The organism is Nocardiopsis sp. ATB16-24, from assembly GCF_030271535.1.
In the GTDB taxonomy this organism is placed as follows: domain Bacteria; phylum Actinomycetota; class Actinomycetes; order Streptosporangiales; family Streptosporangiaceae; genus Nocardiopsis.
On sequence record NZ_JASCXJ010000015.1, the window covers coordinates 97,349 to 121,990 of the forward strand.

Sequence of the window (24,642 nt, forward strand, 5' to 3'; positions counted from 1 at the left end):
ACGCCGCGACCACGCCCACCTGCGTGCGACACGCCCGCGACGCGGCGCCCCGCACGCCAAGGCGCGAACGGCTCACCGTCCTAACATGGAGGCCCACCGCCCGGCGAAGGAGAGCGTATGAGCACGATCCTGGTCACCGGTGGCACCGGGACCCTGGGGCGGCCCGTGGTGGAACGTCTACGCCAGGCCGGACACCCGGTACGCGTCCTGAGCCGCCACCCCCACCCCGAGGACCGCTCCGCCTTCGCCGTGGACCTGCGCCGGGGCACCGGCCTGACCCGGGCCCTTCACGGTGTGGACACCGTGGTGCACTGCGCCAGCACACCCACCGGCGGCGACATCACCGCGGCCACCCACCTGATCCGTGCCCTGCGTCGGGCCGAGGTGGCCCACGTGGTCTACATCTCCATCGTGGGCGTGGACCGGATACCACTGGGTTACTACCGCACCAAGCACACCGTGGAACGGGCCCTTGAGGCCTCCGGTCTGGGCTGGACGGTGCTGCGCGCCACCCAGTTCCACGACCTGCTCGTCCGCCTGTTCCAGGCCACGGCCCGCCTGCCGCTCATGCCCGTGCCCGACGTGGACGTGCAACCCGTCGACACCGACGAGGTGGCCTCCCGCCTGGCGCTCCTGGCCCAGGAGCCGCCGGCCGGGCGTGTGGCCGACATGTGCGGACCGCGCGTGGAGTCCCTACGCGAACTGGCCGGTGTCTACCTGGACCGCACCGGGACCAGGCGCACCACCGTGCCCGTGCGGGTGCCGGGCACCACCTTCGCCGCTTTCCGCGCCGGACACCACCTGGCGCCCGACCGGGCCGTGGGACGGGTGACCTTCGCCGAATTCCTGGATCGACACCCCATCGAGTGAACAAAACGTTGAAAATTCTTTGTTGACACCCGGGGGTTCCTCTCGCATGCTCAAAAGCATGACCCACACCGAGGACCCCTTCACCCCACCCGACCCCCGCGCGGCCCGCCGTCTACGCACCCACCAGGCCCTGGTCCGCCTCACCGAACGCCACGCCACCGGCGAACACCGCATCCGCTGGGAACACGACCGCATGCCCATGCCGCCCCTGGACGCCCTACGACGGGTGACCGACCTGGCCGCCGGCAGCGCCCCACCCGAATCGGACGCTCCGACCGTGGACCGTGACGACCTCACCGCCGCCCTGACCCTGGTGCCCTGGGCCCGCGCGGAGTTCGACCAACTGGAGGCGGGACTGTTGCAGATGTCCAAAGGACGCGGCATGACCTGGCAGGAGATCGCCTTCGGCCTGGGCCTGGGATCGGCTCAGGCCGCACGCCAACGCCATGACCGTCTGCGACAGCGCACCGACACCTGACACCCGACGCCCGCGACACCGTCCGGGGCCGCTGTGGTGGGGCGCTCCTGGTCAAGCACCCCACCACAGCGGTCCCACACCCAAGGACCAGGACACGCCGCCCCGCCCCGATCTCACCTCGTAGGCGATCGCACGCGAGAAGGACAACGACCGGGCGCGGGGGCAAAGGTCCCGATCAGACCCGCTCCAAGGGCACGTGCGCCCCCGAAGGCGCCTGTACCTCGATGGGCATTCCGGCCTCGACGACCCCACCGGTCAAGACCACGCCCATCACCCCGGCCTTGCGCACAACACCCCCCTCCCCGTCCCGGTGCACCACCTGCCCGAGCAACCCCGGGGAGAAGTCGTCGATCTGCCGGCAAGGGTTACGCAGACCCGTGATCCGCACACACGCCCCCTCACCGAAACGCAGCACCGTCCCGGTCGACAGGGCCAGAAGGTCAACGCCCCGCGTGGTGATGTTCTCACCCAACTGACCGGGCCCGACCACGAACCCGGCGTCGGCGACCTCCTCGAAGAGTTCGACGTGGATCAGATGGACCTGACGCAGATTGGGCCGGGTGGGATCGACCGCCACCCGGGAACGGTGTTTGACGGTGGTGCCCATGTGGGCGTCACCCTCCACGCCCAACCCCGCCAAAAGACGAATACGGGGCAGGACCGTCTTGCTGAAGGTGTGTCCAGAGCTGCTGCTGACCGACTCCACCACCGCGCCCACAGGCCTTCCCTCCACTCGCGTATGTCCCGCACCACAGCCTAGCCGGCCCCATGCGACCCTCCACCGCGCCCGGACCCGACCCTCTTCCCCACCAGACCCATGCCGCGCCCAAGACCCGGACGCGGACCCCACCGGCCGAACCGCGCCCCCGTGGCATGCTGGAAGAATGGGACGGACCACGCTGCAAGTGCACGTCGAACCCGAACTGCGCTTCTTCCTGCCTCCACGCCGCCGACACGCGACCGTGGACGTGGAGCACGACCCCACCGCGACCCTGGGCCACATCGTCCAGTCACTGGGCGTCCCGTTGACCGAGGTCGGCGCCCTGCACGCCGACGGCCGACCCGTCCACCCCTCCCACCGCCCCGCCCCAGGCCAGACCCTCCACGTCCTGGCCGTGCGATGGCCCCAACCCCCCGCCTTCGACCAGGTGCGCTTCGTCCTGGACGTCCACCTGGGCACCCTGGCCCGACGCCTACGCCTGCTGGGAGTGGACACCGCCTACCACAACGACCGCGACGACGACGCGCTCCTGCACCAGGCCAACGACGAACAACGCCTGCTGCTGACCCGCGACCGCGCCCTGTTGTGCCGCAGGAACCTGCGCGCGGGCGGCCATGTCAGAGCCGACCACCCCGACGCGCAACTGCGCGAGGTACTGGCACGCTTCGCCCCCGACCTGCACCCGTTCACCCGCTGCCCCGCCTGCAACGGCACACTGGAACCCGTGGCCAAGGACCAGGTCCAGGACCGGCTGCCCCCGGGAACCCGCGCCACCCAGAGCACCTTCACACGCTGCACCCACTGCGCTGGGGTGTACTGGCCCGGAGCCCACCACGCGCACCTGGAGAAGATCGTGCACCAAGCCCGGGAACTGGTGCCCGCCCACTGACCCCGCCACCACCCGCGCACACACCATCACCACCCGTACCCGGGCGAGGGCTTTTGGTCATTCTCCACAACAGAAACCGTCCGGCATGCGTTGGCTACGACATGGCGTGCCCGACGAGAAAACGAAAGAGTGGAACCTGCCGAGGACCGTCACGTCCCGGCCCGCACATCGTTGTGTCTACAGAAAGGGCTCGACCGGGTGTTCAGTCGCATCGCCATCGTCAACCGTGGTGAGGCCGCCATGCGGCTCATCCACGCCGTACGGGACATCGCCGCGCAGACCGGGACACGGATCGAGACCGTCGCCCTGCACACCGACGTCGACCGCACGGCCGCCTTCGTCCGCGAAGCGGACCTCACCTACGACCTCGGCCCCGCCTCTGAGCGCCCCTACCTCGACCTGAAGGCGCTGGAACGCGCCCTGGTCCACACCCGGGCCGACGCGGCCTGGGTCGGCTGGGGCTTCGTCGCCGAGGACCCGGCCTTCGCCGAACTGTGCGAGAACATCGGAGTCACCTTCATCGGCCCCCACCCCGAAGCGATGCGCAAGCTCGGCGACAAGATCGGCGCCAAACTCATCGCCGAAGAGGTCGGGGTGCCGGTCGCCCCCTGGAGCCGCGGCGCCGTCCACACCCTGGACCAAGCCCTGGAATCGGCGGAGCAGATCGGCTACCCGCTGATGTTGAAGGCGACCGCGGGCGGCGGCGGCCGAGGCATCCGCGTGATCAACGACGCCACCGAACTCGCCGAAGCCTACGAACGCACCAGCCAAGAGGCCGCACGCGCCTTCGGCAGCGGCGTCGTCTTCCTCGAACGCCTGGTCACCGGCGCCCGCCACGTCGAGGTCCAGGTGATCGCCGACGGCAAGGGGACCGCCTGGGCCCTGGGAGTACGCGACTGCTCCGTACAACGCCGCAACCAGAAGATCATCGAGGAATCGGCCTCCCCCGTCCTGACCCCCCAACAGGCGGACGAACTCAAGGCCTCGGCCGAACGACTGGCCCTGGCCGTGGGCTACCGCGGCGCCGCCACCGTGGAGTTCCTCTACCACCCCGGTGAGGAACTGTTCGCGTTCTTGGAGGTCAACACCCGCCTACAGGTCGAACACCCCATCACCGAGGCCACCACCGGCTTCGACCTGGTCAAGGCACAACTGCACGTGGCCGCCGGCGGCAAACTCCAAGGCGAACCACCCCGCGAACGCGGACACGCCATCGAGGCCCGCCTCAACGCCGAGGACCCCGACCGCGACTTCGCACCCTCCCCGGGCCGCATCGCACGACTGGACCTGCCCACAGGACCGGGCATCCGCGTGGACACCGGCGTCAACGAAGGCGACACCATCCCCGCCGACTTCGACTCCATGATCGCCAAGATCATCGCCCACGGACGCGACCGCGAGGAGGCCCTGGGCCGACTGCGTCGGGCCATGGCCCAGACCACCGTGGTCATCGAGGGCGGCGCCACCAACAAGAGCTTCGTCATGGACCTGCTCGACCAGCCCGAAGTGATCGACGCCGTCGCCGACACCGGCTGGATCGACCGCGTCCGAGGCCAAGGCGGGCTCGTCTCCCACCGGCACTCGGCCACCGCACTGGCCGCCGCAGCCATCGAGGCCTACGAGGAGGAGGAACGCCTCGAACGCCGGCGACTGCTGTCCACCGCCTTCGGAGGCCGCCCCCAGGCCCAGCACGAGAGCGGCCGCCCCCTGGACCTGAAACTGCGCGGCGCCGGCTACCGCGTGCGCGTGGCACGCATCGGCGCGCACCGCTTCCGCGTCGCCATCCAGGCCGGCCAGGACGTCCACACCGCCGACGTCGAACTGGACCGCTTCGACCGCCACACCGGCCAGATCACCGTCAACGGCACCCCCCACCGTCTGCTCACCGACACCCACGGCCCCACCCACCTGGTCGAGGTCGACGGCGTCACCCACCGCATCAGCCGCGACGAGGGCGGCGTCGTCCGCTCCCCCGTGCCCGCACTCGTGGTCGCCACACCCCTGAAGGTCGGCGACGAGGTCGAGGCGGGCGCCCCCGTACTGGTCCTGGAGAGCATGAAGACCGAGACGGTACTGCGCGCACCCTTCAAGGCACGACTGAAGGAATGCACCGTGTCCGTGGGCAGCCAGGTGGAGACCGGCGCCCCGATGCTGCGCCTGGAACCCCTGGCCGACACCGAGGACGAGGACACCGCCACCGTCCAGAGCATCGAACTGGACCTGCCCCGACCCCCCGGACAGGACCCCGCCCGCAAACGACTCACCCGCGGACAGGAGGACCTGCGCAGCCTGCTGCTGGGCTATGACGTCGACCCCCACGACGAACACCGCACCCTGGACGACTACCTCAACGCCCGCCGCGCGGCCGTCGACAGCGACCACCGGCCCCTGGACCGGGAACTGGACCTGCTCCAGGTGTTCGCCGACCTGGCCGAACTGAGCCGCAACCGGCCCGCGGGCGAGGAGACCGAAGAGGACACCAGCCACGTCCACAGCGCACGCGAGTACTTCCACACCTACCTCCAGAGCCTGGACGTCGAACGGGCCCGACTCCCCCAGTCCTTCCAGGACAAACTCGCCAGGGCACTGGCCCACTACGGCGTCACCGACCTGGAACGCTCCCCCGAACTCGAAGCCGCGGTGTTCCGCATCTTCCTGGCCCAACAACGCGCCTCCACCGACGCCACGGTCATCAGCGCACTCCTGCGCACCTGGCTGAGCGAACCCCCGCCCAACGAAACACTGCACGAACCCGCGGGACTGACCCTGGAACGGCTCATCGCCGCCACCCAGATCCGTTTCCCCGCCATCGCCGACCTGGCACGCGGCGTGGTGTTCGCCTGGTTCGCCCAACCTCTGCTGCGCCGTAACCGCGCCCGCGTCTACGCGGGCGTACGCAAACACCTCCAGCACCTGGACGCCCACCCCGACGCACCCGACCGCGCCGAACGCATCCACGAGATGGTCCGCAGCACCGAACCCCTGGTGCGCCTGCTCGGCCAACGCCTGGTCCGCCACGACCTGGACAACACGGTCATGCTGGAAGTCCTCACCCGCCGCTACTACGGCAACAAGGGACTCACCGGCATCCGCACCGACACGACCGCGGGTTGCACCTTCGTGGTCACCGAACGCACCGACGTCAGCGTGGCCTCCTGCGCGGTGCGCTTCCAGGCCCTGGACCAGGCCCTGCGCGCGCTGACGCAACTGGCCCAAGGCCATGACGCCCTCGACGCCGACGTCTACCTGGCCTGGGACGACCAGCCCGAGGACTTCGACGCGATGGCCGACGCCTTGCAGCAGACCATCAACCGACACCCCCTCCCCACGGGAGTACGCCGACTCACCACCACCGTCGCGGGCAGGGACGGCGCGGTGATGCACCACCACTTCACCTTCCGCCCCTGCCCCACCGGCATGGCCGAGGACCGGCTGATCCGCGGCCTGCACCCGCACATCGCCCAACGCATGCAGATGGAGCGGCTCCAAAAGTTCGACCTGACCCGCCTTCCCTCCTCCGACGAGGAGGTCTACCTCTTCCAGTGCGTGGCCCGGGACAACCCCTCCGACGACCGCCTCGTCGCCTTCGCCCAGGTCCGTGACCTGACCGAGCTACGCGACCACACCGGCAGGCTCATCGCCCTGCCCACGGCCGAGGGCACGCTGGCCGCCTGCCTGGACTCCCTCCGCCGCGCACAGTCCCGACAACCCGCCAAGAAACGCTTCAGCACCAACCGGATCGTGCTCTACGTCTGGCCGCCCAGCTCCATCACCGCCGAAGAACTCCAAACCTTCGCCCAACGCGTCCTGCCCATGACCACGGACGCCGGCCTGGAGGAGATCGAGTTCATCGGCCGCCGACGCGACCAGGACACCGGCGAGCTGACCAAGATCGCCGTGCGGGTCTCCTTCGGCGTCACCGGCCACGCCGAACTGACCATCGGCGAACCCACCGCCGACCCCGTCGAGCCCATCGACGCCTACCGGCTCAAGGTGCTGCGCGCACGTAGCCGCAACACCGTCTACCCCTACGAGCTGACGCCCATGCTCGGTGACTTCACCGAGTACGACCTCGACCAGACCCACACCCTGGTCCCCGTCGACCGGCCCAAGGGAGCCAACACCGCCGCGATCGTCGCCGGTGTGGTCACCACCCCCACCCCACGCCACCCCCAGGGCATCACCCGGGTGGTCCTGTTGGGCGACCCCACCAAGTCCCTGGGCGCACTGTCGGAACCGGAGTGCCGCCGCGTGATCGCCGCACTGGACCTGGCCGAGCGGATGCGGGTGCCCCTGGAGTGGTACACGCTCTCCTCCGGAGCCCGCATCTCCATGGAGTCGGGCACCGAGAACATGGACTGGGTGGCCGCGGCGCTCAAACGCATCGTCGAGTTCACCCAGGACGGCGGCGAGATCAACATCGTGGTCGCCGGCATCAACGTCGGCGCCCAGCCCTACTGGAACGCCGAAGCGACCATGCTCATGCACACCAAGGGCATCCTGGTCATGACCCCGGACTCGGCGATGGTCCTCACCGGAAAACAGTCCCTGGACTTCTCCGGAGGGGTGTCGGCCGAGGACAACTTCGGCATCGGCGGCTACGACCGGGTCATGGGACCCAACGGCCAGGCCCAGTACTGGGCCCCCGACCTGGTCTCGGCCCGGGACGTCCTGATGTCCCACTACGAGCACACCTACATCGCCCCCGGCGAGGACGCGCCACGGCCGACCACCACCACCGACCCCGTCGACCGTGACATCCGCGACTTCCCGCACACCATGGCCGACAGCGACTTCACCACCGTCGGCCAGATCTTCTCCGCCCAGGCCAACCCCGACCGCAAGAAACCGTTCGACATCCGAACCGTCATGCGGGCCCTGTCCGACCAGGACCACCCGGTACTGGAACGCTGGGCGGGCATGGCCGACGCCGAGACCGCGGTGGTGCAGGACGCCCACCTGGGCGGCACACCGGTGTGCCTGCTGGGCATCGAGTCACGCCCGGTGCCCAGGCACGGCTTCCCACCCACCGACGGACCCGACACCTACACCGCCGGCACCCTGTTCCCGCAGTCGTCGAAGAAGGCCGCCCGGGCGATCAACGCCGCCAGCGGCAACCGGCCCCTGGTGGTCCTGGCGAACCTGTCGGGCTTCGACGGCTCCCCCGAGTCGATGCGCAAGCTGCAACTGGAGTACGGCGCCGAGATCGGCCGCGCGATCGTCAACTTCCGCGGCCCCATCGTGTTCTGCGTGATCTCGCGCTACCACGGAGGCGCGTTCGTGGTCTTCTCCAAGGCACTGAACCCGAACATGACCGTGCTCGCCCTGGAGGGTTCCTACGCCTCGGTGCTGGGAGGGGCCCCCGCCGCCGCGGTGGTCTTCTCCGGCGAGGTCAACACCCGCACCGCCTCCGACCCGCGCATCAGCCACATGCAGGACCGCATCGCGGCCGCCACCGGTACCGAACGCGCCGCTTTGGCCGCCGAACTGGAGGAGCTGCGCTCGACGGTGCGCGCGGACAAGCTCAGCGAGGTGGCCGCGGAGTTCGACGGCGTGCACGACATCCAGCGCGCGGTCCAAGTCGGCTCGGTCGACGCCGTCGTCAGCGCCGCCGAACTGCGCCCGCGCGTCATCGAGGCCATCAAGGCCCACCGGCGCTGACACCACCGCACCACACCTCAAAGGGCGCGGCCGGCACGTTCTTCACGTGCCGGCCGCGCCCTTTGAGGCCCTTGACGGGACCGACACACCTTGCGGTGGAGAACCGGCCGTGCCCCCACCACGTTCCACTGCGCTTCCAGGCGCGGAGGAGGATCACCACGGCACTGACGGGCCTCCTCCCGCCCCCGGGGCGGTGCGGGCACCGGGCGTTCGACGAGGGCGGGGGCGTCCCTCACCTCAAGGGACGACCGAGCCCGACCTCAGGCGGGGGTCAGAACACAGAACTCGTTGCCCTCCGGGTCAGCCAGGACCGTCCACGGCACATCACCCTGCCCCAGGTCGACGTCGGTGGCGCCAAGGGCACGCAGCCGCTCCACCTCCACCGCCTGATCGTCACCGGGGTAGGGACGAAGATCCAGGTGAACACGGTTCTTCACGGTCCTGGCCTCATCAGAGCGGACGAACTCCAGATACGGCCCCACCCCCTCACCGGACCGCAGCAGAGCGTGGGCGTCGGTCACCTCGTGCACGGCCCAGTCCGTGGCCCGCCCCCAGAACCGGGCCATGGCCCGCGGATCCGCACAGTCGACCACCACCGCGGCGATCGGGCCGGTGTTCCGGTACGGCGACCGAGGCTCCAACACACGGAACTCGTTGCCCTCCGGGTCGGCCAGGTGCGTCCCCCCGGCCTCGCCCTCACCCCGGCCGAGGAGAGTCGCACCGAGGCCCCTCACACGCGCGACCACCTCCACCTGGTGGTCCGTGGAGGTGGTGGCCAGGTCCACGCGCACACGGTTGCGCACCGTCTTGGCCTCGGGCACACGAAGAACATCGACGTAGAGCGCGGCGGGGTCGGGATAGCCCAACAAACCCTCGGGTTCCACATTGATCACACCGGGTCCCTCGCTGGAGGTCCGCCACCCCAGCACCTGCCCCCAGAAACGGCCCAGGGCGATCTCATCCTGGGCGTTCATCGCGATCTGCACGAGTCGTAAAGCCATGGCGTCGAGCCTAGATCCGCGCCAAGCACCACGGCCACCCGTTTTCCTCGGCCGAAGACGGGTCCGCTCCGGTCGGCCGCACGCGCCTTGTGCGCGGAACATCTCCCCATGACGGCTCCAAGGCCGACCCCCTCGCCTTACGACCGAGCGGAGATCGCCGGCGGCCTGGCGGTGTCACAGACCAAAGACCCACACCACGCACGAGCAGGACCACCGCGGCCCGGGACCGTCCGCTCGATCACACGTGCCAACTCCCGAACACCCGGGGTTCAAGGGGCGGGACTCGGAGCCGGCGTCGAGTCCCCCCTGTCACAGCGGGGCACGCACCCTACCGGCGTGGACGTCCAACTCAACGCGGTCGGCCTCCCCTCACAGAGCGTGCACCGAAAAGGAGGCACCCGCCAAACGGGGAAAGACGTGCAGGCGCAGGTGGAAGGTCTCCTGTCCCGCCGCCTCACCCCGACCCGCCCCGGCACACATCACCCGGTTTCCCCCTCCCACGGCCCTATGCTGCAACCCATGCCAACACACGAGCGGGAGATCACCGCGCCCGTCGACCTGTGCACACCCCAGGGCCGACTCAACCCCGAGGCCGTGGGCTGGTCTCGCACCCCACTGCACCACTGCGCGATGCCCGGCTGGGGACGACGCAAGAAGTGGGAGTACTGGTGCATCACCACCCCCACTCACCTTGTCGCCCTCACCGTCGCCGACATCGACTACCTCGGACTGACCAGCGTCTACCTGCTGGAATACGGACAACAGGAGATCACTCGCACCGCCCTGCGCCCACTCGCCCACGGCGTCCGCCTACCCGACAGCCTCGCCACCGGACCCAGCGCCGCACTCGGCCCCATCCGCGCCCTCATCCACGACACCGACAAGGCCACCCGACTCCACTTCTCCTGCCACACCCCCCAAGGGCGGCTCTTCGCCGACCTGACCGTCGACCTGCCCCAAGACCACCAGAGCATGAACGTGGTCATCCCCTGGAGCGCCGACCGCTTCCAGTACACCTCCAAGCACACCGCCCGCCCCGCCCGGGGCACGGTGCGTCTGGGCGACAGGACCCTGGACTTCACCGACGCCTGGGGCGTACTGGACCACGGCCGCGGCAGGTGGCCCTACGACACCCGATGGAACTGGGGCGCCGCCTCGGGCCGCACCGACGGCCACACCGTCGGACTACAGTTCGGCGGCCAGTGGACCAAGGGCACCGGCCTGACCGAGAACGCCCTGTGCGTGGACGGACACCTGACCAAGATCGGCGAGGAACTGCACTGGGACTACGACCCCCACGACCCCCACAGGCCCTGGCGGATACGCACCCCCCACTCCGACCGGGTCGACGTGGTGTTCACCCCCTTCCACGAACGCGTCGACCGCACCAACGCCGCGGTGATCGTCAACGACACCCACCAACTCTTCGGCCACTACACCGGCACGATCCGCCCCGACCAGGGCGATGCCCTCGACGTGGACGGCCTACTCGGTTTCGCCGAACACGTCCACATGCGCTGGTGAGACCCCTGCGCCCGGCACGTACCGCACACCGGCGTGCCGGGCACCCGCCCCGCCCCCGCCTCACCTGGGCGAGCGTCGATCCCTGGGGCGGGCACGCAGGTGCACACGTTCCCCCTGGGCCCCGAACAGGCTGAGGAACTCCACCGGCTCCGGACCGGCCGCACCGAACCAGTGCGGCACCCGGGTGTCGAACTCGGCCGCCTCCCCGGGCACCAACACCACATCCTGCTCCCCCAGAACCATCCGCAACCTCCCGTTGAGGACGTAGAGCCACTCATAACCCTCATGGGTCTGCGGATCGGGCCGCGCCGGGGTCTCACTTGCCGGGATCACCAGCTTGTAGGCCTGGATCCCCCCGGCCCTGCGGGTCAAGGGCACCACCGTCATGCCGCCACGGACGACCGGACGCAGGTGCACACGCGGATCCCCGGTGGCGGGGGCGTCCACCAGCTCGTCCAGGCTCACCCCGTGCGCCCTGGCCAGCCGAAGCAACAGCTCCAGCGTCGGCCGACGCGCACCCGACTCCAACCGGGACAGGGTGCTCACCGAGATACCGGTCGCCTCCGCCAAGGCGTCCAACGTGCTCCCACGCTGTCGGCGCAACGCCCGCAACCGGGGCCCCACCGCCTCCAGTGTCCGCTCAAGATCACCTTCCATCCCCCCACTTTGCCATAACGGCAAAAATCTTTGCGCCTTTGGCGGGGTGGGTCGCACAGTGGACATGGAGGTGATCGTGATGACGGATCGACTGGACAACGACTACGACGTGGTGGTCATCGGCGGCGGCGCGGCAGGACTGAACGGGGCACTGACACTGGCCCGAGCACGACGCACCGTGGCGGTCATCGACGACGGCAGACCACGCAACGCCCCCGCCACGGGCGTCCACGGACTCCTGGCCCGCGAAGGCATGCCACCCACCGAACTGCTCCGCCGCGGCCAAGACGAGGCACGCGGCTACGGCGCCCACCTGATCACCGGCCAGGTCCGAGCCGCCTTCCGCCACGACGACGGATTCACCGTGGAACTGGCCGACGACCGCACCACCCGCGCACGCCGCCTGCTGGTGACCACCGGACTGGTCGACGAACTGCCCGACATCCCCGGACTGCGACACCAGTGGGGACACGACGTGGTGCACTGCCCCTACTGCCACGGCTGGGAGGTCCGCGACCAGGCCATCGGCGTGCTGGCCACCTCCCCCATGTCGGTGCACCAGGCCCTGCTGTTCCGCCAGTGGAGCGCCGACATCACCTTCTTCACCCACACCATGGCACCGCCGACCCCGGAGGAGGCCGAACAACTGACCGCCCGCGGCATCACCATGGTCGACGGCGAGGTGGCCGCACTGGAGACCACCGACGGCCACATCAGGGGGGTACGCCTGCACAACGGCACCGTGGTCCCCCGCCAGATCATCGCGGTGGCCACGCACATGGTGGCACGCGCCGCCTTCCTGTCCCCACTGGGCCTGCACACCACCCCCCACCCCTCGGGCATGGGCCAGTACATCGCCTGCGACGCCACCGGCCGCAGCGACGTCCCCGGCGTGTGGGTCGCCGGCAACATCACCGACATGTCCGCCCAGGTCGGCGCCGCCGCTGCCGCGGGCGCCGCGGCGGCGGCCCAGATCAACGCCGACCTGATCACCGCCCAGACCCGACTGGCCGTGACCGCCCACCGCGCCGCGCTCGCCGCCGCCTCTGCGGCGGAGCGGTGACACACCCTCGACAAGGAGAACCCCGGTGTCCCACACCTTCGACGCGGCCTTCTGGCAAGAGCACTACCACCGGCCCGCCTCCCACCCGCACCCTCCACACCCGCACCTGGTGGCCACCGCCCAACACCTGACACCGGCAAGAGCACTGGACGCCGGAAGCGGAGAGGGAGCCAACGCCCTGTGGCTGGCCTCCCAGGGCTGGCAGGTCACGGCGGTGGACATCGCCCAGACCGCCCTGGACCGCGCCCGTGAGCACGCCGACGCCCTGTCTGCCGCACTCACCGGCCACGTGGAATGGGTCCGGGCCGACCTGACCTCCTCACCACCGACCAAGGAACACTTCGACCTGGTCTACTCCCACTACGTGCACACGACCACCTCGGACCGGGCACTGCTGGACAGCCTGTCCCAGGCGGTCGTAAGCGGCGGCACCCTGCTGATCGTGGGCCACGCACCCCAGCAGGAAGGAGACCACTCGCACGAACCGGCCCCCGGATCCCACATCCGAGTCGAGGAACTCGCCGAGCTCTTGGACCCTCGACAGTGGCGGGTGATCCTGGCCAAGACCCGCACCCGCACGGTCACCGCACCCGACGGTCACCGGATCACCCTGCACGACGGCATCCTGCAAGCGCGCAGACACTGACAAGGACCAGGGAAGGAGGTCAACCCTTCCTTCCCCTCACCACCCACGTGCCCGTCTGCTCACAGACCACCGAGTCGGCGGACAACCCACCCCGGACAAAAGCACGCATCGCCGCAGCGACCTGACCGGGGTGGGCCTCCACCAGCAGACGACCACCCGGCGCCAACCACCCACGGGCCTGGGCGGCGACCCTGCGCACGACGTCGAGCCCGTCCCCACCACCGTCCAACGCCACCCGCGCCTCATGCTCACGCGCCTCGACGGGCAACAACGCGATCTCCTCGGTGGGGACATAGGGCACGTTGGCCACCAGCACCTCCACACGCCCGTACAGGGACCCGGGCAAAGGCGAGAACAGATCCCCCTGATGGACCCGCCCGCCGAAAGGGGCGAGGTTACGACGCGCGCAACGCACACTGGCCGCGTCGATGTCGGCGGCGTGCAGTTCCACCACCCGGCGCTCGCCGGCGAGTACGGCTCCCAGGGCACCGGTGCCACAACACAGGTCCAACACCACCGCGCCGGGACGGGTCAGGGCCAGCGCCCGCTCGGCGAGGAACTCCGTACGCGGACGGGGAACGAACACCCCCGGCTCCACCACCAGACGCAGACCGCGAAAACACGTCCAACCCAGCATGTGCTCCAGGGGGACACCACCGACCCGAAGGTCCACCAGGCGAAAGAACTCACGCCGAGTGTGCGCGGCGGCGGCGATCAACTCCGCCTCCTCCTCGGCGAACACACACCCCGCCCGACGCAGACGAGCGACGGCGGCGGACAGCGGCGACGATACAGGTGACAAGGGAGCCTTCCAGGATGCCCGGGGGCGCTCCCGCTCCCACCTACCCCCGTACGGGGAAAGCGACCACGAAGGGGAGCACCCGGTCTGCGACCGTGGTGATCGGCCCCACCTCCTTGGCCTCCACGTGCGAGGCAACAACTATACGCACCAGAGCGCGGCCGGCCGTGCGAACACCGCAAGGATCTCCTTGCCTCCACACGCTCGGAGCGGTTCTCCTGCCCACCCTCATGCCCCTGCGCAGGGTCATCCCGCCCTCCCGTCCCGCAGGAACGACAGGCGTGCCCATCCTCCCGAGGGCGGGCGCTCGGACCCACGTTCGACGACCGTCGCTTTCGACCGAGCCCGCTCTGTGCCAGGACCGGCGACCAAGGCGAAACGAATGACAACGGCACGTGACAGCGGCAAGGCCCTCCGGCGGAGCGCACGGGCACACCCGGGCCTGCGTGACCCCGCGCTCGACCACGCCGCGAAGGTGGGCGCGCACGGGCACACCCGGGAAGACCGAGCGAACGACTTCCCCGACGAGCCAGGACGAAAGACCCGACACCAAGACCGTGTTCAGGACCCACCGAAGCCCCGGAGACAGTGATCGTGCCGCCACCGTGAACACGACGACGGCACGACCGACCACAACCGATGAACCCCGACTATTCGGGCCAGTCGGAATTCTTGACGACCTCCACGAAGTCACCGCGGACGAACCCCGGCACATAATGCGCCAACACGTCGGCCTTGACGTTGCCGAACGTGGTCTCAGGGCGATCCTTGATGCCCTCGGTGAACGCGGCCAGGATCTGCTCCTTGAAGTTCGGCCGAGGATGGGCCTCCACCACGGCCGCACGCTGGGCATCGGAGACCGCGTGGTAGCCGATGCCCAGCACGTCCAACTCCACTCCCCTGGTGACCAGGGCGATCTCCGCAGCCATGTGCAGCGGAATCTCCGGAGTGGTGTGCAGGGCGATCGCCGTCCAGACCCGGTCGGCCCCCTCATCGCTCACACCATGGGAGCGCAGGAACCGCCGCGCCTCGTCGGCGCCGTCGATCTCGAAACGCTGGTCGGTACGACGGAACCGCTCGGTCAACCCCAAGTCGTGGAACATCGCCCCCACGTACAGCAACTCCGGATCGAACTCGATCCCCTCCTGCTCCCCACGCAACGCCCCCCACACGAACACACGCCGAGAATGATCGAACAACAACGGCGAAGCCGCCTCCCGGACCAACTCGGTCGCCTCCCGCGCCAGAGCACTGTCCGGAATCCGCACACCCGCGATCGACTCGCTCACTCCATCTCCCCGTCTTCTCTCCTGGACCGTCTGATCCCCAGTGTCACCAGGTGAGTACCATGGCGCCATGTCCTTTCTGACAGAAAAACCACAGATCCAGACATGACACACCGTGTGGGCTTCCTCGTGTTCGACGGGGTGACCATGCTGGACGTCACCGGCCCCGCCGAAGTCCTGCATCAGGCCGACCGTCGCGGCCACCCCTACGACCTGACCCTGCTCTCCCCCCACGGAGGCCAGGTCCAGACCTCCACCGGAATACCGCTGAGCGGTACCGTCGCGGCGGCCTGGGCCGGCCGCTTCGACACCGTGCTCATCGCCGGAGGCGACCGCCTGACCGAACACCCCCCGGACACAGAACTGCTGGAAGCGACCCGCACCGTGGCCGCACAGGCCACACGGGTCGCCTCGGTGTGCACCGGCGCCTTCCTCCTGGCCGGACTCGGCCTGCTGGACGAACGCCGCGCGACCACCCACTGGCGGCACGCCACCACTCTCGCCCGCCGCCACCCCCGCATCCACGTCCAACCAGACGCCATCCACGTCCAAGACGGACGATTCGTCACCTCCGCCGGTATCACCGCGGGCATCGACCTGGCACTGGCCCTGGTCGAGAACGACCACGGAGCCGACACGGCCCGCCACATCGCACGCGAACTGGTGGTCTTCCTCCAACGCCCGGGCGGACAGTCACAGTTCACCACGGCCACCACCCCACCCGCACGCAACGACCTGCTGCGCACCCTGATCAACTCCGTCCTGAACGACCCGGCCGGCGAGCACGACCTGCCCTCCATGGCCCGCACCGCGGCCGTCAGCCCCCGCCACCTGACCCGGCTGTTCCGCTCCGAACTGGGCACCACCCCCGCCCGCTGGGTCGAACGGATCCGTCTGGACCGCGCCCAACAACTCCTCCTGGACGGGCACAGCGTCACCTCAGCGGCCCAGCACAGCGGATTCGGCAGCGACGAGAACCTCCGCCGCGCCTTTCTCCGCCACCTCGGCATCACCCCCACCGTCCACCGCCAACGCTTCGCCACCACCGGCACGACGAGCGCAGGGAAAGAAGGCGCCCCACACACATAGCCTTTGGCCTCGGGCAGGGCGGCGCGGACGACAGGGGAAACGACCCCGCCCGAATCACCGGGCCGCCGACAACGACGACGAGCCAAAGACCCTCGCACGGCGATCACGGTGTTCCCTCCGCCGCCGACAACAGGCAGACCTGAAACCTCTACGCCCCTGGTGGCCGAACTCCCGCCCACGAGCGGCCCGTCCGCAGGCCATATTCCGTGGCCCGCAAGACCCGGACCTGTCTACCGTGGCCGACATGGTCCGCTCTTGCCTCGACGCTCTGCCGAAGACGTTGCCCACGCCGATGCCCGAGGTGTCCCTGCGCCTGCTCACCCCCGCCGACTCCGCCGACTACAGAGCTCTCCTGCACGCCAACCGCGCTCATCTGACCCGCCATGGCGACTTCACCGACCAGGTCGAGGCATCCACCGCAAAGATCGAGAAGGCCCTGGCCCACCTCGAAGGAAGGGAACGCGCCTACGGCATACGGCTACACGACACCCTGGTGGGCCAGGTCAGCGTCATCGCCGTGGCCCCGCCCCGTTACAGCCTGGGCTACTGGCTCGCCCGGACCGCCACCGGGCAAGGCCGGGCGAGCGCGGCCTGCGCCGCACTCATCGCAAGCTCCTCCACCGTCCTTGGCGCCACGGACATGTTCGCCGGCGTCACCCATGGCAACGACCCCAGCGTCGCCTTGCTCCGCCGACTCGGATTCGTCCCCGTCGCGGAGTTTGCCACCTACACCCGGTTCCACCTGGCTCTGACACCCCCGACCCGGCGGAGACCGCACGTCTTTTGACCCTCAGCGGCAGCGTCCCCGAAAAAGCACACGCAGGCGAGCACGGCCCACCCACCAGGAGCCGAGCGAAAACCCCTCGCGGTCCGCTTGCGGACACCTCTTCCCACAAGCTGACCGGAACCTGCCCCACGGTGCTTGCTCTCACACCGCCTCAGTCCCTTCCCTGCGTTCAAGGGCCTGGGATCGACCCTGGAAGGCAGGTGGGCGCGATCCTCGACGAGCACATCGACGACGACCGTGAGCACGGCCATCGACCCCACCTCCCGCATCCCCCGGTTCGCACGAACCTTTCCCAGCAGGCAGAAGGGGAGCCGTCCCACCCCCACACCGGCGACGCGGTGGAGCACCACAGACCCCACCACCGGCCCTGGAACAGCCCGGGACGAGGGAGCGACGAACGCCCACCCTCGCGCCACGGAGGGATTTTCGCGTTAGATCGGGATCAGCAGGAACCGCTGTCGAAGGCAGGCGCGGCGATTTCGGGCCCCTTGCTCCGAAAAACCGTCACGGGGGCGCTCAGTCGGAGGCGGGGACGAGGCCGGTCTGCCCATGCGTGTCGATGAAGTCGCGCAGCCGGGTGCGCACAGCGGCATACTCCTCAGGTTCCCCGTACTCGGCGGCGTAGCGCAGGGCCTCCTCCAACCAGCCGCGCATGGTCAGTACCGCGTCGTCGACAACCTCCCCAACGCCCTGCCCTTCCTGCTCGGCCGCCTCGGACAGGCGTCGGGCCCAGGATCTCACCTGCTTCCACACGTGCGCCTCCTCATGCCCTGATTCCGGCCGCTGTAAGGAGACGAGCGTCCAGCCCTGACTCTGCGTCAGGGGGCCTTCGGTCAAGATCCAGGCCGTGGCCTTGCGCGCGGCCTCCATCGCAAGCTCCGCGTCGGCTCCCCGGTCTTGGTCCTGTCCCCGGTCTTGGTCCTGTTGGGTCATCCCGCGATCATAGACCGGCCAAAAGGGCCCGCCCGGGTGTGCGTGGCCCTGGAGCGACCGCGAAGCCACTCGGGGCGAACCGTTCAAGGCCCCGCTCCGACAGCGCCGGATCCCTCGCGCGACGATGCGCTGCGCGAAGGCCGTGGGGACCGACACCTTGGGAAAAGCTCCTCACCCCTGCGCACAAGGACGGGCGGCCTCCCACGCGGCCTCGATCATCGTAAAGACCTCCTCCACCGCGGTCGGCGGATCGGCCGCCTCCCGGGCCAGGGAGAAAGCCTCGACCACGAACCTGGCGACCGCCCGACAGACCGTCGTGGTCTGTGTCAGGCCAAGGTCTGCGGCGATGGCCCGCGCCAGCGCATCCGCGTGGCGCATCCTCATCGACTCCTCGTACTCCCTCAGGGAAGGCGTTTGGTCGACCATGCGCCAGATCGGTGCGGCTTCCTCCGTCGTGCAGTGCCGCACCAGCGCATGGATCTCCCGGCGCAGCGCGGGAATGAGCGGCTCGTGCGGGCCCCGCTCGGTGGCCGCCCCGACCAGGCGCCGTTCGAAGTCCTGATCCTGCTCGAACACCAAAGCCTCTTTCGAGGCGAAGTGGGAGAAGAGCGTGGTGACGGCGACATCGGCTTCGGCGGCCACGTCACGGATGCCCACCGCGTCGTATCCGCGCTCCAGGAAGAGTCCTAGGGCGGCATCGGCGATCTTCCGACGGGTCGCGGCCTTCTTGCGTTCACGGCGTCCGGGCATCACGGTCATAGCTTCACACTATCAGGTACAAAATCACACTCGATGCAAAACACTAACCGTTAGTGTTAGGTTCGGTCGCATGAAGAAAGTGAGCTTCGCCGAGTTCGGCGGCCCCGACGTCCTCCACCTCATCGACGCCGCAGAACCCCACCCAGGCCCTGGCCGGATACGCATCGCCGTGCGAGCGGCGGGCGTCAACCCCGTCGACTGGAGGATCCGCGAAGGCCAGTTCCGCGACCTCGCCCCGATCACACTGCCCACCGGAGTCGGACAGGACGCCTCCGGGGTGGTGGACGAGATCGGCGAGGACGTGGAAGGAGTCCAGATCGGCGACCACGTGTTCGGCGAAGGCTCCAACACCTACGCCGAGTTCGCCGTCCTGTCGGCCTGGGCCCCTATGCCCCAGAACCTGACCTTCGCAGAGGCCGCCGGATACCCCTCCGTGATGGAGACCGCACTACGCATCCTCGACCAGGTCGGTGTCCGGCCCGGCCAGACACTGCTGACCATCGGCGCCTCCGGAGGAGTGGGCTCCGCGGTACTACAGATCGCCCGCGACCGCGGCATCACCGTGATCGGCACGGCCGGAGCCGCCAACCAGGACTATCTGCGCGGCCTGGGAGCCCTGGCCACCACCTACGACGAAGGCTGGGTCGAGCGGGTGCGCCGACTCGGCCACGTCGACGCCGCCCTGGACCTGGCCGGCTCGGGCGTGATCGGCGCGCTCGTCGAGCTGACCGGGGACCCACGCAAGGTGGTCTCCATCGCCGACCCCGACGCGCCCAGGCTCGGCGCCCACTTCTCCAACCTGGCCGGGAGCATGCCCCGAGCTCTCGCCCAGACCGTCGACCTCATCGCACGGGGAGGACTCCACATCCCCATCGCGAAGTCGTACACACTCGCCGACGCCGCGGTGGCGCACATCGACAGCCAGGCCGGCCACACACGCGGACGCCGGGTCATCCTCGTCTGAGACGTTCTCCCCACGCGAAGCCCCCACCCCGGACCCGGTGGCGAATCCGCCGCCTCATCACCGCGCGGTCCGAGCAGACTGAGACCGTGCCTCCATCGCCCTCCACCTAATAACGTTTGACAATTACGTTAAGCAGTAACGTAATCAAAGAGCCGCAAACGAAACCCCGCCGGAAAACCCCGGAATCCTCACCTCCGATAAGTGGGCCTTATCGGAGGTGAGGACAGGGAGTGCGACAACGAGGGTGGGGGAGGTCGGAGTTTCGTTGGCGGCGAGCAGAACCCCTGGTCGACGCCTGAGGAAAACGAGATGGGTACAGCCCAGGCTGTATGGACACGTGGCCCCTCGCCGACGCGTCGACGCCTCCAACACGAACGAGCGCCGGCACACAGAGTCATACCCTGGCGACACGAACGTCCCACCGTTCCCACAAGAGTGCTCCGGCCGCCGCGGACAGCGCCCCGACCTTTCACCACCCGGGGCAGAAGAACACCGAGAACCTCCTGCCTTGGGACCCAACCTGGACCGTCATCGCCACTCACCTCATGACCGACGAAAAGCCCACGCACAAGGACACGAGGCCGCCCCACACCCGTAGGCCGACCATGGGCCCGCACTGGTAGGAAGAACACCCAGGTGAGGACCCCACCCGCCCACGACCACGGAAAGGAACCCTCATGCAGGTCGTCCACATCCTCAGCTTCGGCTACTCCCACGACGACGCCCCCGCCGACGCCCACCTGGTCGCCGACCTTCGCGACCACTTCCTCAACCCCGCCCCGCACCTACCAGCACACCTGACCTTCCCCGACACCCGGGTGCGCGAGCACGTCCTGGCGACCTCCGGCATCCAAGCCCTGATCCAGGCGCTGACCGCGGCCGTCGATGCCATGACGACCGGACCGGGCACCGACGACGTGATCCTGGCCGTGGGCTGCACCGGCGGAGAACACCGCGCCCCCACCGTGGCCCACCAGGTGGCCGAACTGCTGCGCGAACGCGGCCACACCGTCGACCTGATCCACCGCGACCTGCCCAAAGGCACCCACGACCACAGCGGTGAGGACAAGAGCGACAAAGGAACACCGCCGGACCACCAAGGCTCCGAAGAAGATGCGCTCTAAGGACCGAGCAGGCGCCGAGGTTTCACCGAATGACCCTCCACGCCCACATCAGCGACGACGATGCCTTCACCGAACCCTCGGCCGGGAAGCCCGTGGCCTCGCCCACGTTCACCACCCTCCACGCGGGCGATCCACCGACGGCGTGCACGCTGGAGGCGATAGCGTTCCTCACGACCTCGACCGTCAACGGCCGGCCGCGGCAGAGCACACGAGGAACCCCGGCTCCACCACCCGGTGCGGAAAGGCCGGATCTCAGCGCCGCCCCGACCTTGGACAGGAGCCCACATGTCCGATGAGACCCCGCCCCAGGATCCCTTCATGAAGTTCTGGACCGAGCGTCGCCTGTGCACGCTGGCCTCCCCACGCCCCGGCGGCAGCATCCACCAGGTTCCCGTGGGAGCGACCTACGACCCCGAGCGGTGGCTGGCACGGGTCATCTCCTTCAGTTCCAGCTACAAAGTCCGCAACCTGGCGGCACATCCGGGCACCCGGGTGTCGGTATGCCAGGTGGAGGGGCGCTGGTGGTCGACACTGGAGGGGACGGCCACCGTCAACACCGATCCCGAAGCGATCGCCGAGGCCGAGCGACGTTACGCGCTGCGATACCGACGACCACGCCCCAACCCCGAGCGCGTCGTGATCGAGATCGCCGTCACGCGGGTACTGGGCAACGTACGCCCCGCGAGTGAGGGGATCATCCCCTGAACCGGTGGGCACCGACCGTCCGGGAGAAGCCGCCCCTCACGTGAACAGGTTCGCCAACGACTCGGGCCCACCCCGAAAAGGACCGCGACGGACATCACCGAAGAACTGATCCGTGACCTGCTGCGCGAACAACATCCGGACTTGGCAGATCACCCCTTGAGGTTCGGCGTGTGTGGCCGGGAGGACCAGATGTGGCGTCTTGGCGAGGACCTCGCCGTCCGGCTGCACGTGACCAACACCCTGGACGATCCCTATGAGGAGACGGTGGCCTTACCGGGGTTGACCGCGCTGTCCAAGTCCCACAAGCAGGCCAACCGGATCAAGTCCAACACCCCCGTCACCGTGGTCATCGGCAACCCGCCCTACCGCGAACGCGCCGAAGGGCTGGGCGGCTGGGTGGAGTCGGGCTCCAAGAACGCCGCCGGCCCCGCCCCCCTGGAGCTGTTCCGCAAGGACGGCAACGGGCGCCTTGAGTATGTGCTCAAGAACCTCTACGTCTACTTCTGGTCTTGGGCGGCCTGGAAGGTCTTCGAAGCCCACGCCCAGGACCGGCACGGCGTGATCTGCTTCATCACCACCTCGGGCTACCTCAAAGGGCCCGGGTTCAAGGGCATGCGCCGCTACCTGCGCCGAACCTGTTCGGAGGGGTGGATCATCAACGTCTCCCCCGAGGGGATGCGCCCGGAGGTGCCCACCCGGATCTTCCCCGGCGTGCAGCACCCCTTGGCCATAGCGATCTTCGTACGCCGTGCCGACACCGACCCGCAGGTACCGGCCCAGATCCGCTACACCGAGGTCACCGGGCGGCGGGAGGACAAGTACGCCCAGCTCGCCGACCTGGGGCTGGACAGCGATTCCTGGCGTCGGGTGCGCACCGAGGCCGAGGCGCCCTTCTTGCCCGCGGCGGAGTCGGCCTGGGACGACTACCCGGCGCTGGGCGATCTGTTCTGCTGGACCGCGCCCGGGGTGAAGCCGAACCGGACCTGGGTCTATGCTCCACACCCCGAGATCCTTCATACTCGCTGGCACACCCTGATCTGCGCAGACCCAGAAGAAAAACCCGCCCTGTTCAAGGAGACGCGCGACCGTACCCTGTCCTCCAAGAAGGATCCGCTCCCGAACACGGCGGCCCATCACGTCCCGCTCGGGAAAGAGACCAGGGGATGCCCGAGCCCCAAGCGCGTCTCCTACCGCGCTTTCGACCGCCAGTGGCTCATTCCCGACAGCCGCGTCATCGACTTCGCACGGGCAGAACTTTGGGCGGCCGAGCCGCAGCAGGGGCAGCTCTTTTTCAACGAGCAGCACTCCCAGGCCATCAGCTCCGGCCCCGCGGTGGTCTTCTCCACCCTCATCCCCGACATGCACCACTTTCAGGGAAGTGGAGGGGGCCGGGTTCTGCCTCTGCTGCACCCCTCCGGGGCGGACAACACCGCCCCCCGCCTCCTGGCCTGCCTTGCCGACCGGCTCGAAGTTCCGGTGACCTCAGCCGACCTGGCCGCCTACATCGCCGGGGTCAGTGCTCATCCGGCTTTCACCCAGCGCTTCGCCGACGAGCTCACCACCCCCGGCATCCGCATCCCCCTGACCGCGGACGTGCAGGTGTGGCGCGAAGCCCTCACGCTCGGACGCGAACTGGTCTGGGCCTGCACCTACGGAGAAGCCTTCATCGACCCCAAAGTGGGCAGGCCCCCGGGCGACATCACCTTCGCCCCCGCAGATCCCCGTCGACCCAAGAACCTCACCCCCCTGGGTGAGGGCCTGCCGGACAAGCTCTCCTACACCGAGGGACCAGGTGGGGAAGGGACCTTGCACGTCGGGCAGGGCTCGTTCGGTCCGGTCACGGCGCGCATGTGGGCCTATGACGTGGGAGGGATGAACGTGATCAAGAAGTGGTTCTCCTACCGCAAGGCCAACCCGGGCGGGAAGAAGACCAGCCCGCTCGATGAGCTGCACCTGGATTCCTGGCCGCGGGAGTGGATCGTTGAGCTCAACGAGCTGCTCACCGTGCTGCGCCGCATCACCGAACTGGAGAAGGCCCAAGCCGCGCTCCTGGATCGGGTTCTCGCCGGCCCGGTGATCACCGCACACGAGCTCGCGACCGCCGGTGTCAAGTTCCCGCAGACGACCAGGGACCGCAAACCCAGCTACAGCCTGGCCACGACCAGACCCGATACCGGACCAGGGCAGGAGACCTTGATGTGACCCGAAGGCCGTCCCGTGCAGAACGCGCACTGCCCAGCGGGGTGACCTCTTCCTGAAAGGGAATCGGTCGGCCGCGACCGGGCGGGCGCTTTCGGTGGAGTGGCCCGCGCTCGCCCGGGCGGGGCCGGAATTCGGCTTCCTGCCAGAGGGCGGCTCCTCCTACCCCGGACTGAAGCCGGGTGGCCTACACCGCCGATCCGGACGCAGACCCGCCAGCACCATACCGGCGGGTCTGCGCCCGGGCGCGGATTCCTTTCCCGCACCGGGGCTCCGGCCCGTCGATGGTCGGTGTGCTCGGGTGTCATCGACGCACGTGTCACCAGCCGCAGGCCAGACCGACCCCGCAGCTCGACCGCCACGAGTCAGAAGGCTCCGGCCACGATGCGGCCTTGGGGTATCGACCGGCCGGCGCTCATGGACGGACTCGTCGATCCCCGCACCGTGTCCGAGGACGAGCAGGAGCCAAGGGCGGGCGAAAGCGACA

Annotated in this window: 20 protein-coding genes; 13 read left to right on the forward strand and 7 right to left on the reverse strand. The window is 69.1% G+C overall.

Going from position 1 to position 24,642, the window contains the following annotated elements:
* Positions 1–117: 117 nt before the first annotated feature.
* Together PFX91_RS16775 and PFX91_RS16780 are read left to right on the forward strand one after the other, a co-directional pair.
* Positions 118–870, forward strand: a complete 753-nt coding sequence (locus tag PFX91_RS16775; RefSeq protein ID WP_285732953.1) for an SDR family oxidoreductase — start codon at positions 118–120, stop codon at positions 868–870.
* Between the two features lie 58 nt (positions 871–928).
* On the forward strand, positions 929–1,348 hold the full coding sequence (locus tag PFX91_RS16780; RefSeq protein WP_285732955.1) for a DNA-binding protein: 420 nt from the start codon (positions 929–931) through the stop codon (positions 1,346–1,348).
* A 175-nt stretch (positions 1,349–1,523) separates the two neighbouring features.
* Here PFX91_RS16780 and PFX91_RS16785 read toward each other — a convergent pair whose 3' ends face one another.
* On the reverse strand, positions 1,524–2,066 hold the full coding sequence (locus tag PFX91_RS16785) for an MOSC domain-containing protein (RefSeq protein WP_285732957.1): 543 nt from the start codon (positions 2,064–2,066) through the stop codon (positions 1,524–1,526).
* Between the two features lie 166 nt (positions 2,067–2,232).
* On the opposite strand from PFX91_RS16785, the gene PFX91_RS16790 reads away from it, so the two are divergent.
* Together PFX91_RS16790 and PFX91_RS16795 are read left to right on the forward strand one after the other, a co-directional pair.
* On the forward strand, positions 2,233–2,958 hold the full coding sequence (locus PFX91_RS16790) for a Mut7-C RNAse domain-containing protein (protein WP_285732959.1): 726 nt from the start codon (positions 2,233–2,235) through the stop codon (positions 2,956–2,958).
* A gap of 198 nt (positions 2,959–3,156) precedes the next feature.
* A complete protein-coding gene (locus tag PFX91_RS16795; RefSeq protein WP_285732962.1) occupies positions 3,157–8,619 on the forward strand; it encodes an ATP-binding protein in 5,463 nt (1,820 codons plus the stop codon).
* 260 nt (positions 8,620–8,879) lie between these two features.
* On the opposite strand, the gene PFX91_RS16800 is transcribed toward PFX91_RS16795, so the two are convergent.
* Complete coding sequence (locus PFX91_RS16800; protein ID WP_285732964.1) at positions 8,880–9,620, reverse strand: VOC family protein; 741 nt, start codon at positions 9,618–9,620, stop codon at positions 8,880–8,882.
* A 519-nt stretch (positions 9,621–10,139) separates the two neighbouring features.
* Here PFX91_RS16800 and PFX91_RS16805 point away from each other — a divergent pair.
* Positions 10,140–11,144, forward strand: coding sequence for a DUF2804 domain-containing protein (locus PFX91_RS16805; RefSeq protein WP_285732966.1), 1,005 nt, complete (start codon positions 10,140–10,142; stop codon positions 11,142–11,144).
* Between the two features lie 60 nt (positions 11,145–11,204).
* On the opposite strand, the gene PFX91_RS16810 is transcribed toward PFX91_RS16805, so the two are convergent.
* On the reverse strand, positions 11,205–11,801 hold the full coding sequence (locus tag PFX91_RS16810) for a helix-turn-helix domain-containing protein (protein ID WP_285732968.1): 597 nt from the start codon (positions 11,799–11,801) through the stop codon (positions 11,205–11,207).
* A 79-nt stretch (positions 11,802–11,880) separates the two neighbouring features.
* Between PFX91_RS16810 and PFX91_RS16815 the strand changes: the two genes are divergently transcribed.
* On the forward strand, positions 11,881–12,864 hold the full coding sequence (locus PFX91_RS16815) for an NAD(P)/FAD-dependent oxidoreductase (protein WP_285732969.1): 984 nt from the start codon (positions 11,881–11,883) through the stop codon (positions 12,862–12,864).
* 25 nt (positions 12,865–12,889) lie between these two features.
* Positions 12,890–13,510 (forward strand): class I SAM-dependent methyltransferase, encoded by a 621-nt coding sequence (locus PFX91_RS16820; RefSeq protein ID WP_285732972.1) that lies wholly within the window; start codon positions 12,890–12,892, stop codon positions 13,508–13,510.
* Positions 13,511–13,529: 19 nt separating this feature from the next.
* Here PFX91_RS16820 and PFX91_RS16825 read toward each other — a convergent pair whose 3' ends face one another.
* Both PFX91_RS16825 and PFX91_RS16830 read right to left on the reverse strand, forming a co-directional pair.
* Positions 13,530–14,312 carry a putative protein N(5)-glutamine methyltransferase gene (locus tag PFX91_RS16825; protein ID WP_285732974.1) on the reverse strand — a complete coding sequence of 261 codons (783 nt, stop codon included), beginning with the start codon at positions 14,310–14,312 and terminating at the stop codon, positions 13,530–13,532.
* Positions 14,313–14,959: 647 nt separating this feature from the next.
* Entirely contained in the window at positions 14,960–15,598 is a 639-nt protein-coding gene (locus PFX91_RS16830; RefSeq protein ID WP_285732976.1) for an HD domain-containing protein, read from the reverse strand.
* A gap of 102 nt (positions 15,599–15,700) precedes the next feature.
* On the opposite strand from PFX91_RS16830, the gene PFX91_RS16835 reads away from it, so the two are divergent.
* Together PFX91_RS16835 and PFX91_RS16840 are read left to right on the forward strand one after the other, a co-directional pair.
* Positions 15,701–16,684 carry a GlxA family transcriptional regulator gene (locus tag PFX91_RS16835; RefSeq protein WP_285732978.1) on the forward strand — a complete coding sequence of 328 codons (984 nt, stop codon included), beginning with the start codon at positions 15,701–15,703 and terminating at the stop codon, positions 16,682–16,684.
* Between the two features lie 244 nt (positions 16,685–16,928).
* Entirely contained in the window at positions 16,929–17,471 is a 543-nt protein-coding gene (locus PFX91_RS16840) for a GNAT family N-acetyltransferase (RefSeq protein ID WP_285732981.1), read from the forward strand.
* Positions 17,472–17,987: 516 nt separating this feature from the next.
* Here the strand turns inward: PFX91_RS16840 and PFX91_RS16845 are convergent.
* Positions 17,988–18,404 carry a hypothetical protein gene (locus tag PFX91_RS16845; RefSeq protein WP_285732983.1) on the reverse strand — a complete coding sequence of 139 codons (417 nt, stop codon included), beginning with the start codon at positions 18,402–18,404 and terminating at the stop codon, positions 17,988–17,990.
* Between the two features lie 171 nt (positions 18,405–18,575).
* Positions 18,576–19,163, reverse strand: a complete 588-nt coding sequence (locus PFX91_RS16850) for a TetR/AcrR family transcriptional regulator (protein ID WP_285732985.1) — start codon at positions 19,161–19,163, stop codon at positions 18,576–18,578.
* 70 nt (positions 19,164–19,233) lie between these two features.
* On the opposite strand from PFX91_RS16850, the gene PFX91_RS16855 reads away from it, so the two are divergent.
* The 4 genes from PFX91_RS16855 to PFX91_RS16875 all read left to right on the forward strand — a co-directional run bounded on the left by PFX91_RS16855 (position 19,234) and on the right by PFX91_RS16875 (position 24,158).
* Positions 19,234–20,127 carry an NADP-dependent oxidoreductase gene (locus PFX91_RS16855; RefSeq protein WP_285732987.1) on the forward strand — a complete coding sequence of 298 codons (894 nt, stop codon included), beginning with the start codon at positions 19,234–19,236 and terminating at the stop codon, positions 20,125–20,127.
* A 677-nt stretch (positions 20,128–20,804) separates the two neighbouring features.
* Positions 20,805–21,251 carry a RapZ C-terminal domain-containing protein gene (locus tag PFX91_RS16860; RefSeq protein WP_285732989.1) on the forward strand — a complete coding sequence of 149 codons (447 nt, stop codon included), beginning with the start codon at positions 20,805–20,807 and terminating at the stop codon, positions 21,249–21,251.
* Between the two features lie 285 nt (positions 21,252–21,536).
* Positions 21,537–21,956 (forward strand): pyridoxamine 5'-phosphate oxidase family protein, encoded by a 420-nt coding sequence (locus tag PFX91_RS16865; RefSeq protein ID WP_285732990.1) that lies wholly within the window; start codon positions 21,537–21,539, stop codon positions 21,954–21,956.
* Between the two features lie 141 nt (positions 21,957–22,097).
* Complete coding sequence (locus tag PFX91_RS16875; RefSeq protein ID WP_352231696.1) at positions 22,098–24,158, forward strand: type ISP restriction/modification enzyme; 2,061 nt, start codon at positions 22,098–22,100, stop codon at positions 24,156–24,158.
* Positions 24,159–24,642 lie beyond the last annotated feature (484 nt).

Bases quoted from the DNA above. Each gene is read 5' to 3' on its own strand.
- PFX91_RS16810 (WP_285732968.1), bottom strand. From the start codon at position 11,801: ATGGAAGGTGATCTTGAGCGGACACTGGAGGCGGTGGGGCCCCGGTTG.
- PFX91_RS16860 (WP_285732989.1), top strand. From the start codon at position 20,805: ATGCAGGTCGTCCACATCCTCAGCTTCGGCTACTCCCACGACGACGCC.
- PFX91_RS16775 (WP_285732953.1), top strand. From the start codon at position 118: ATGAGCACGATCCTGGTCACCGGTGGCACCGGGACCCTGGGGCGGCCC.
- PFX91_RS16845 (WP_285732983.1), bottom strand. From the start codon at position 18,404: ATGACCCAACAGGACCAAGACCGGGGACAGGACCAAGACCGGGGAGCC.
- PFX91_RS16855 (WP_285732987.1), top strand. From the start codon at position 19,234: ATGAAGAAAGTGAGCTTCGCCGAGTTCGGCGGCCCCGACGTCCTCCAC.
- PFX91_RS16780 (WP_285732955.1), top strand. From the start codon at position 929: ATGACCCACACCGAGGACCCCTTCACCCCACCCGACCCCCGCGCGGCC.
- PFX91_RS16835 (WP_285732978.1), top strand. From the start codon at position 15,701: ATGACACACCGTGTGGGCTTCCTCGTGTTCGACGGGGTGACCATGCTG.
- PFX91_RS16815 (WP_285732969.1), top strand. From the start codon at position 11,881: ATGACGGATCGACTGGACAACGACTACGACGTGGTGGTCATCGGCGGC.
- PFX91_RS16800 (WP_285732964.1), bottom strand. From the start codon at position 9,620: ATGGCTTTACGACTCGTGCAGATCGCGATGAACGCCCAGGATGAGATC.
- PFX91_RS16865 (WP_285732990.1), top strand. From the start codon at position 21,537: ATGTCCGATGAGACCCCGCCCCAGGATCCCTTCATGAAGTTCTGGACC.
- PFX91_RS16790 (WP_285732959.1), top strand. From the start codon at position 2,233: ATGGGACGGACCACGCTGCAAGTGCACGTCGAACCCGAACTGCGCTTC.
- PFX91_RS16850 (WP_285732985.1), bottom strand. From the start codon at position 19,163: ATGACCGTGATGCCCGGACGCCGTGAACGCAAGAAGGCCGCGACCCGT.
- PFX91_RS16840 (WP_285732981.1), top strand. From the start codon at position 16,929: ATGGTCCGCTCTTGCCTCGACGCTCTGCCGAAGACGTTGCCCACGCCG.
- PFX91_RS16805 (WP_285732966.1), top strand. From the start codon at position 10,140: ATGCCAACACACGAGCGGGAGATCACCGCGCCCGTCGACCTGTGCACA.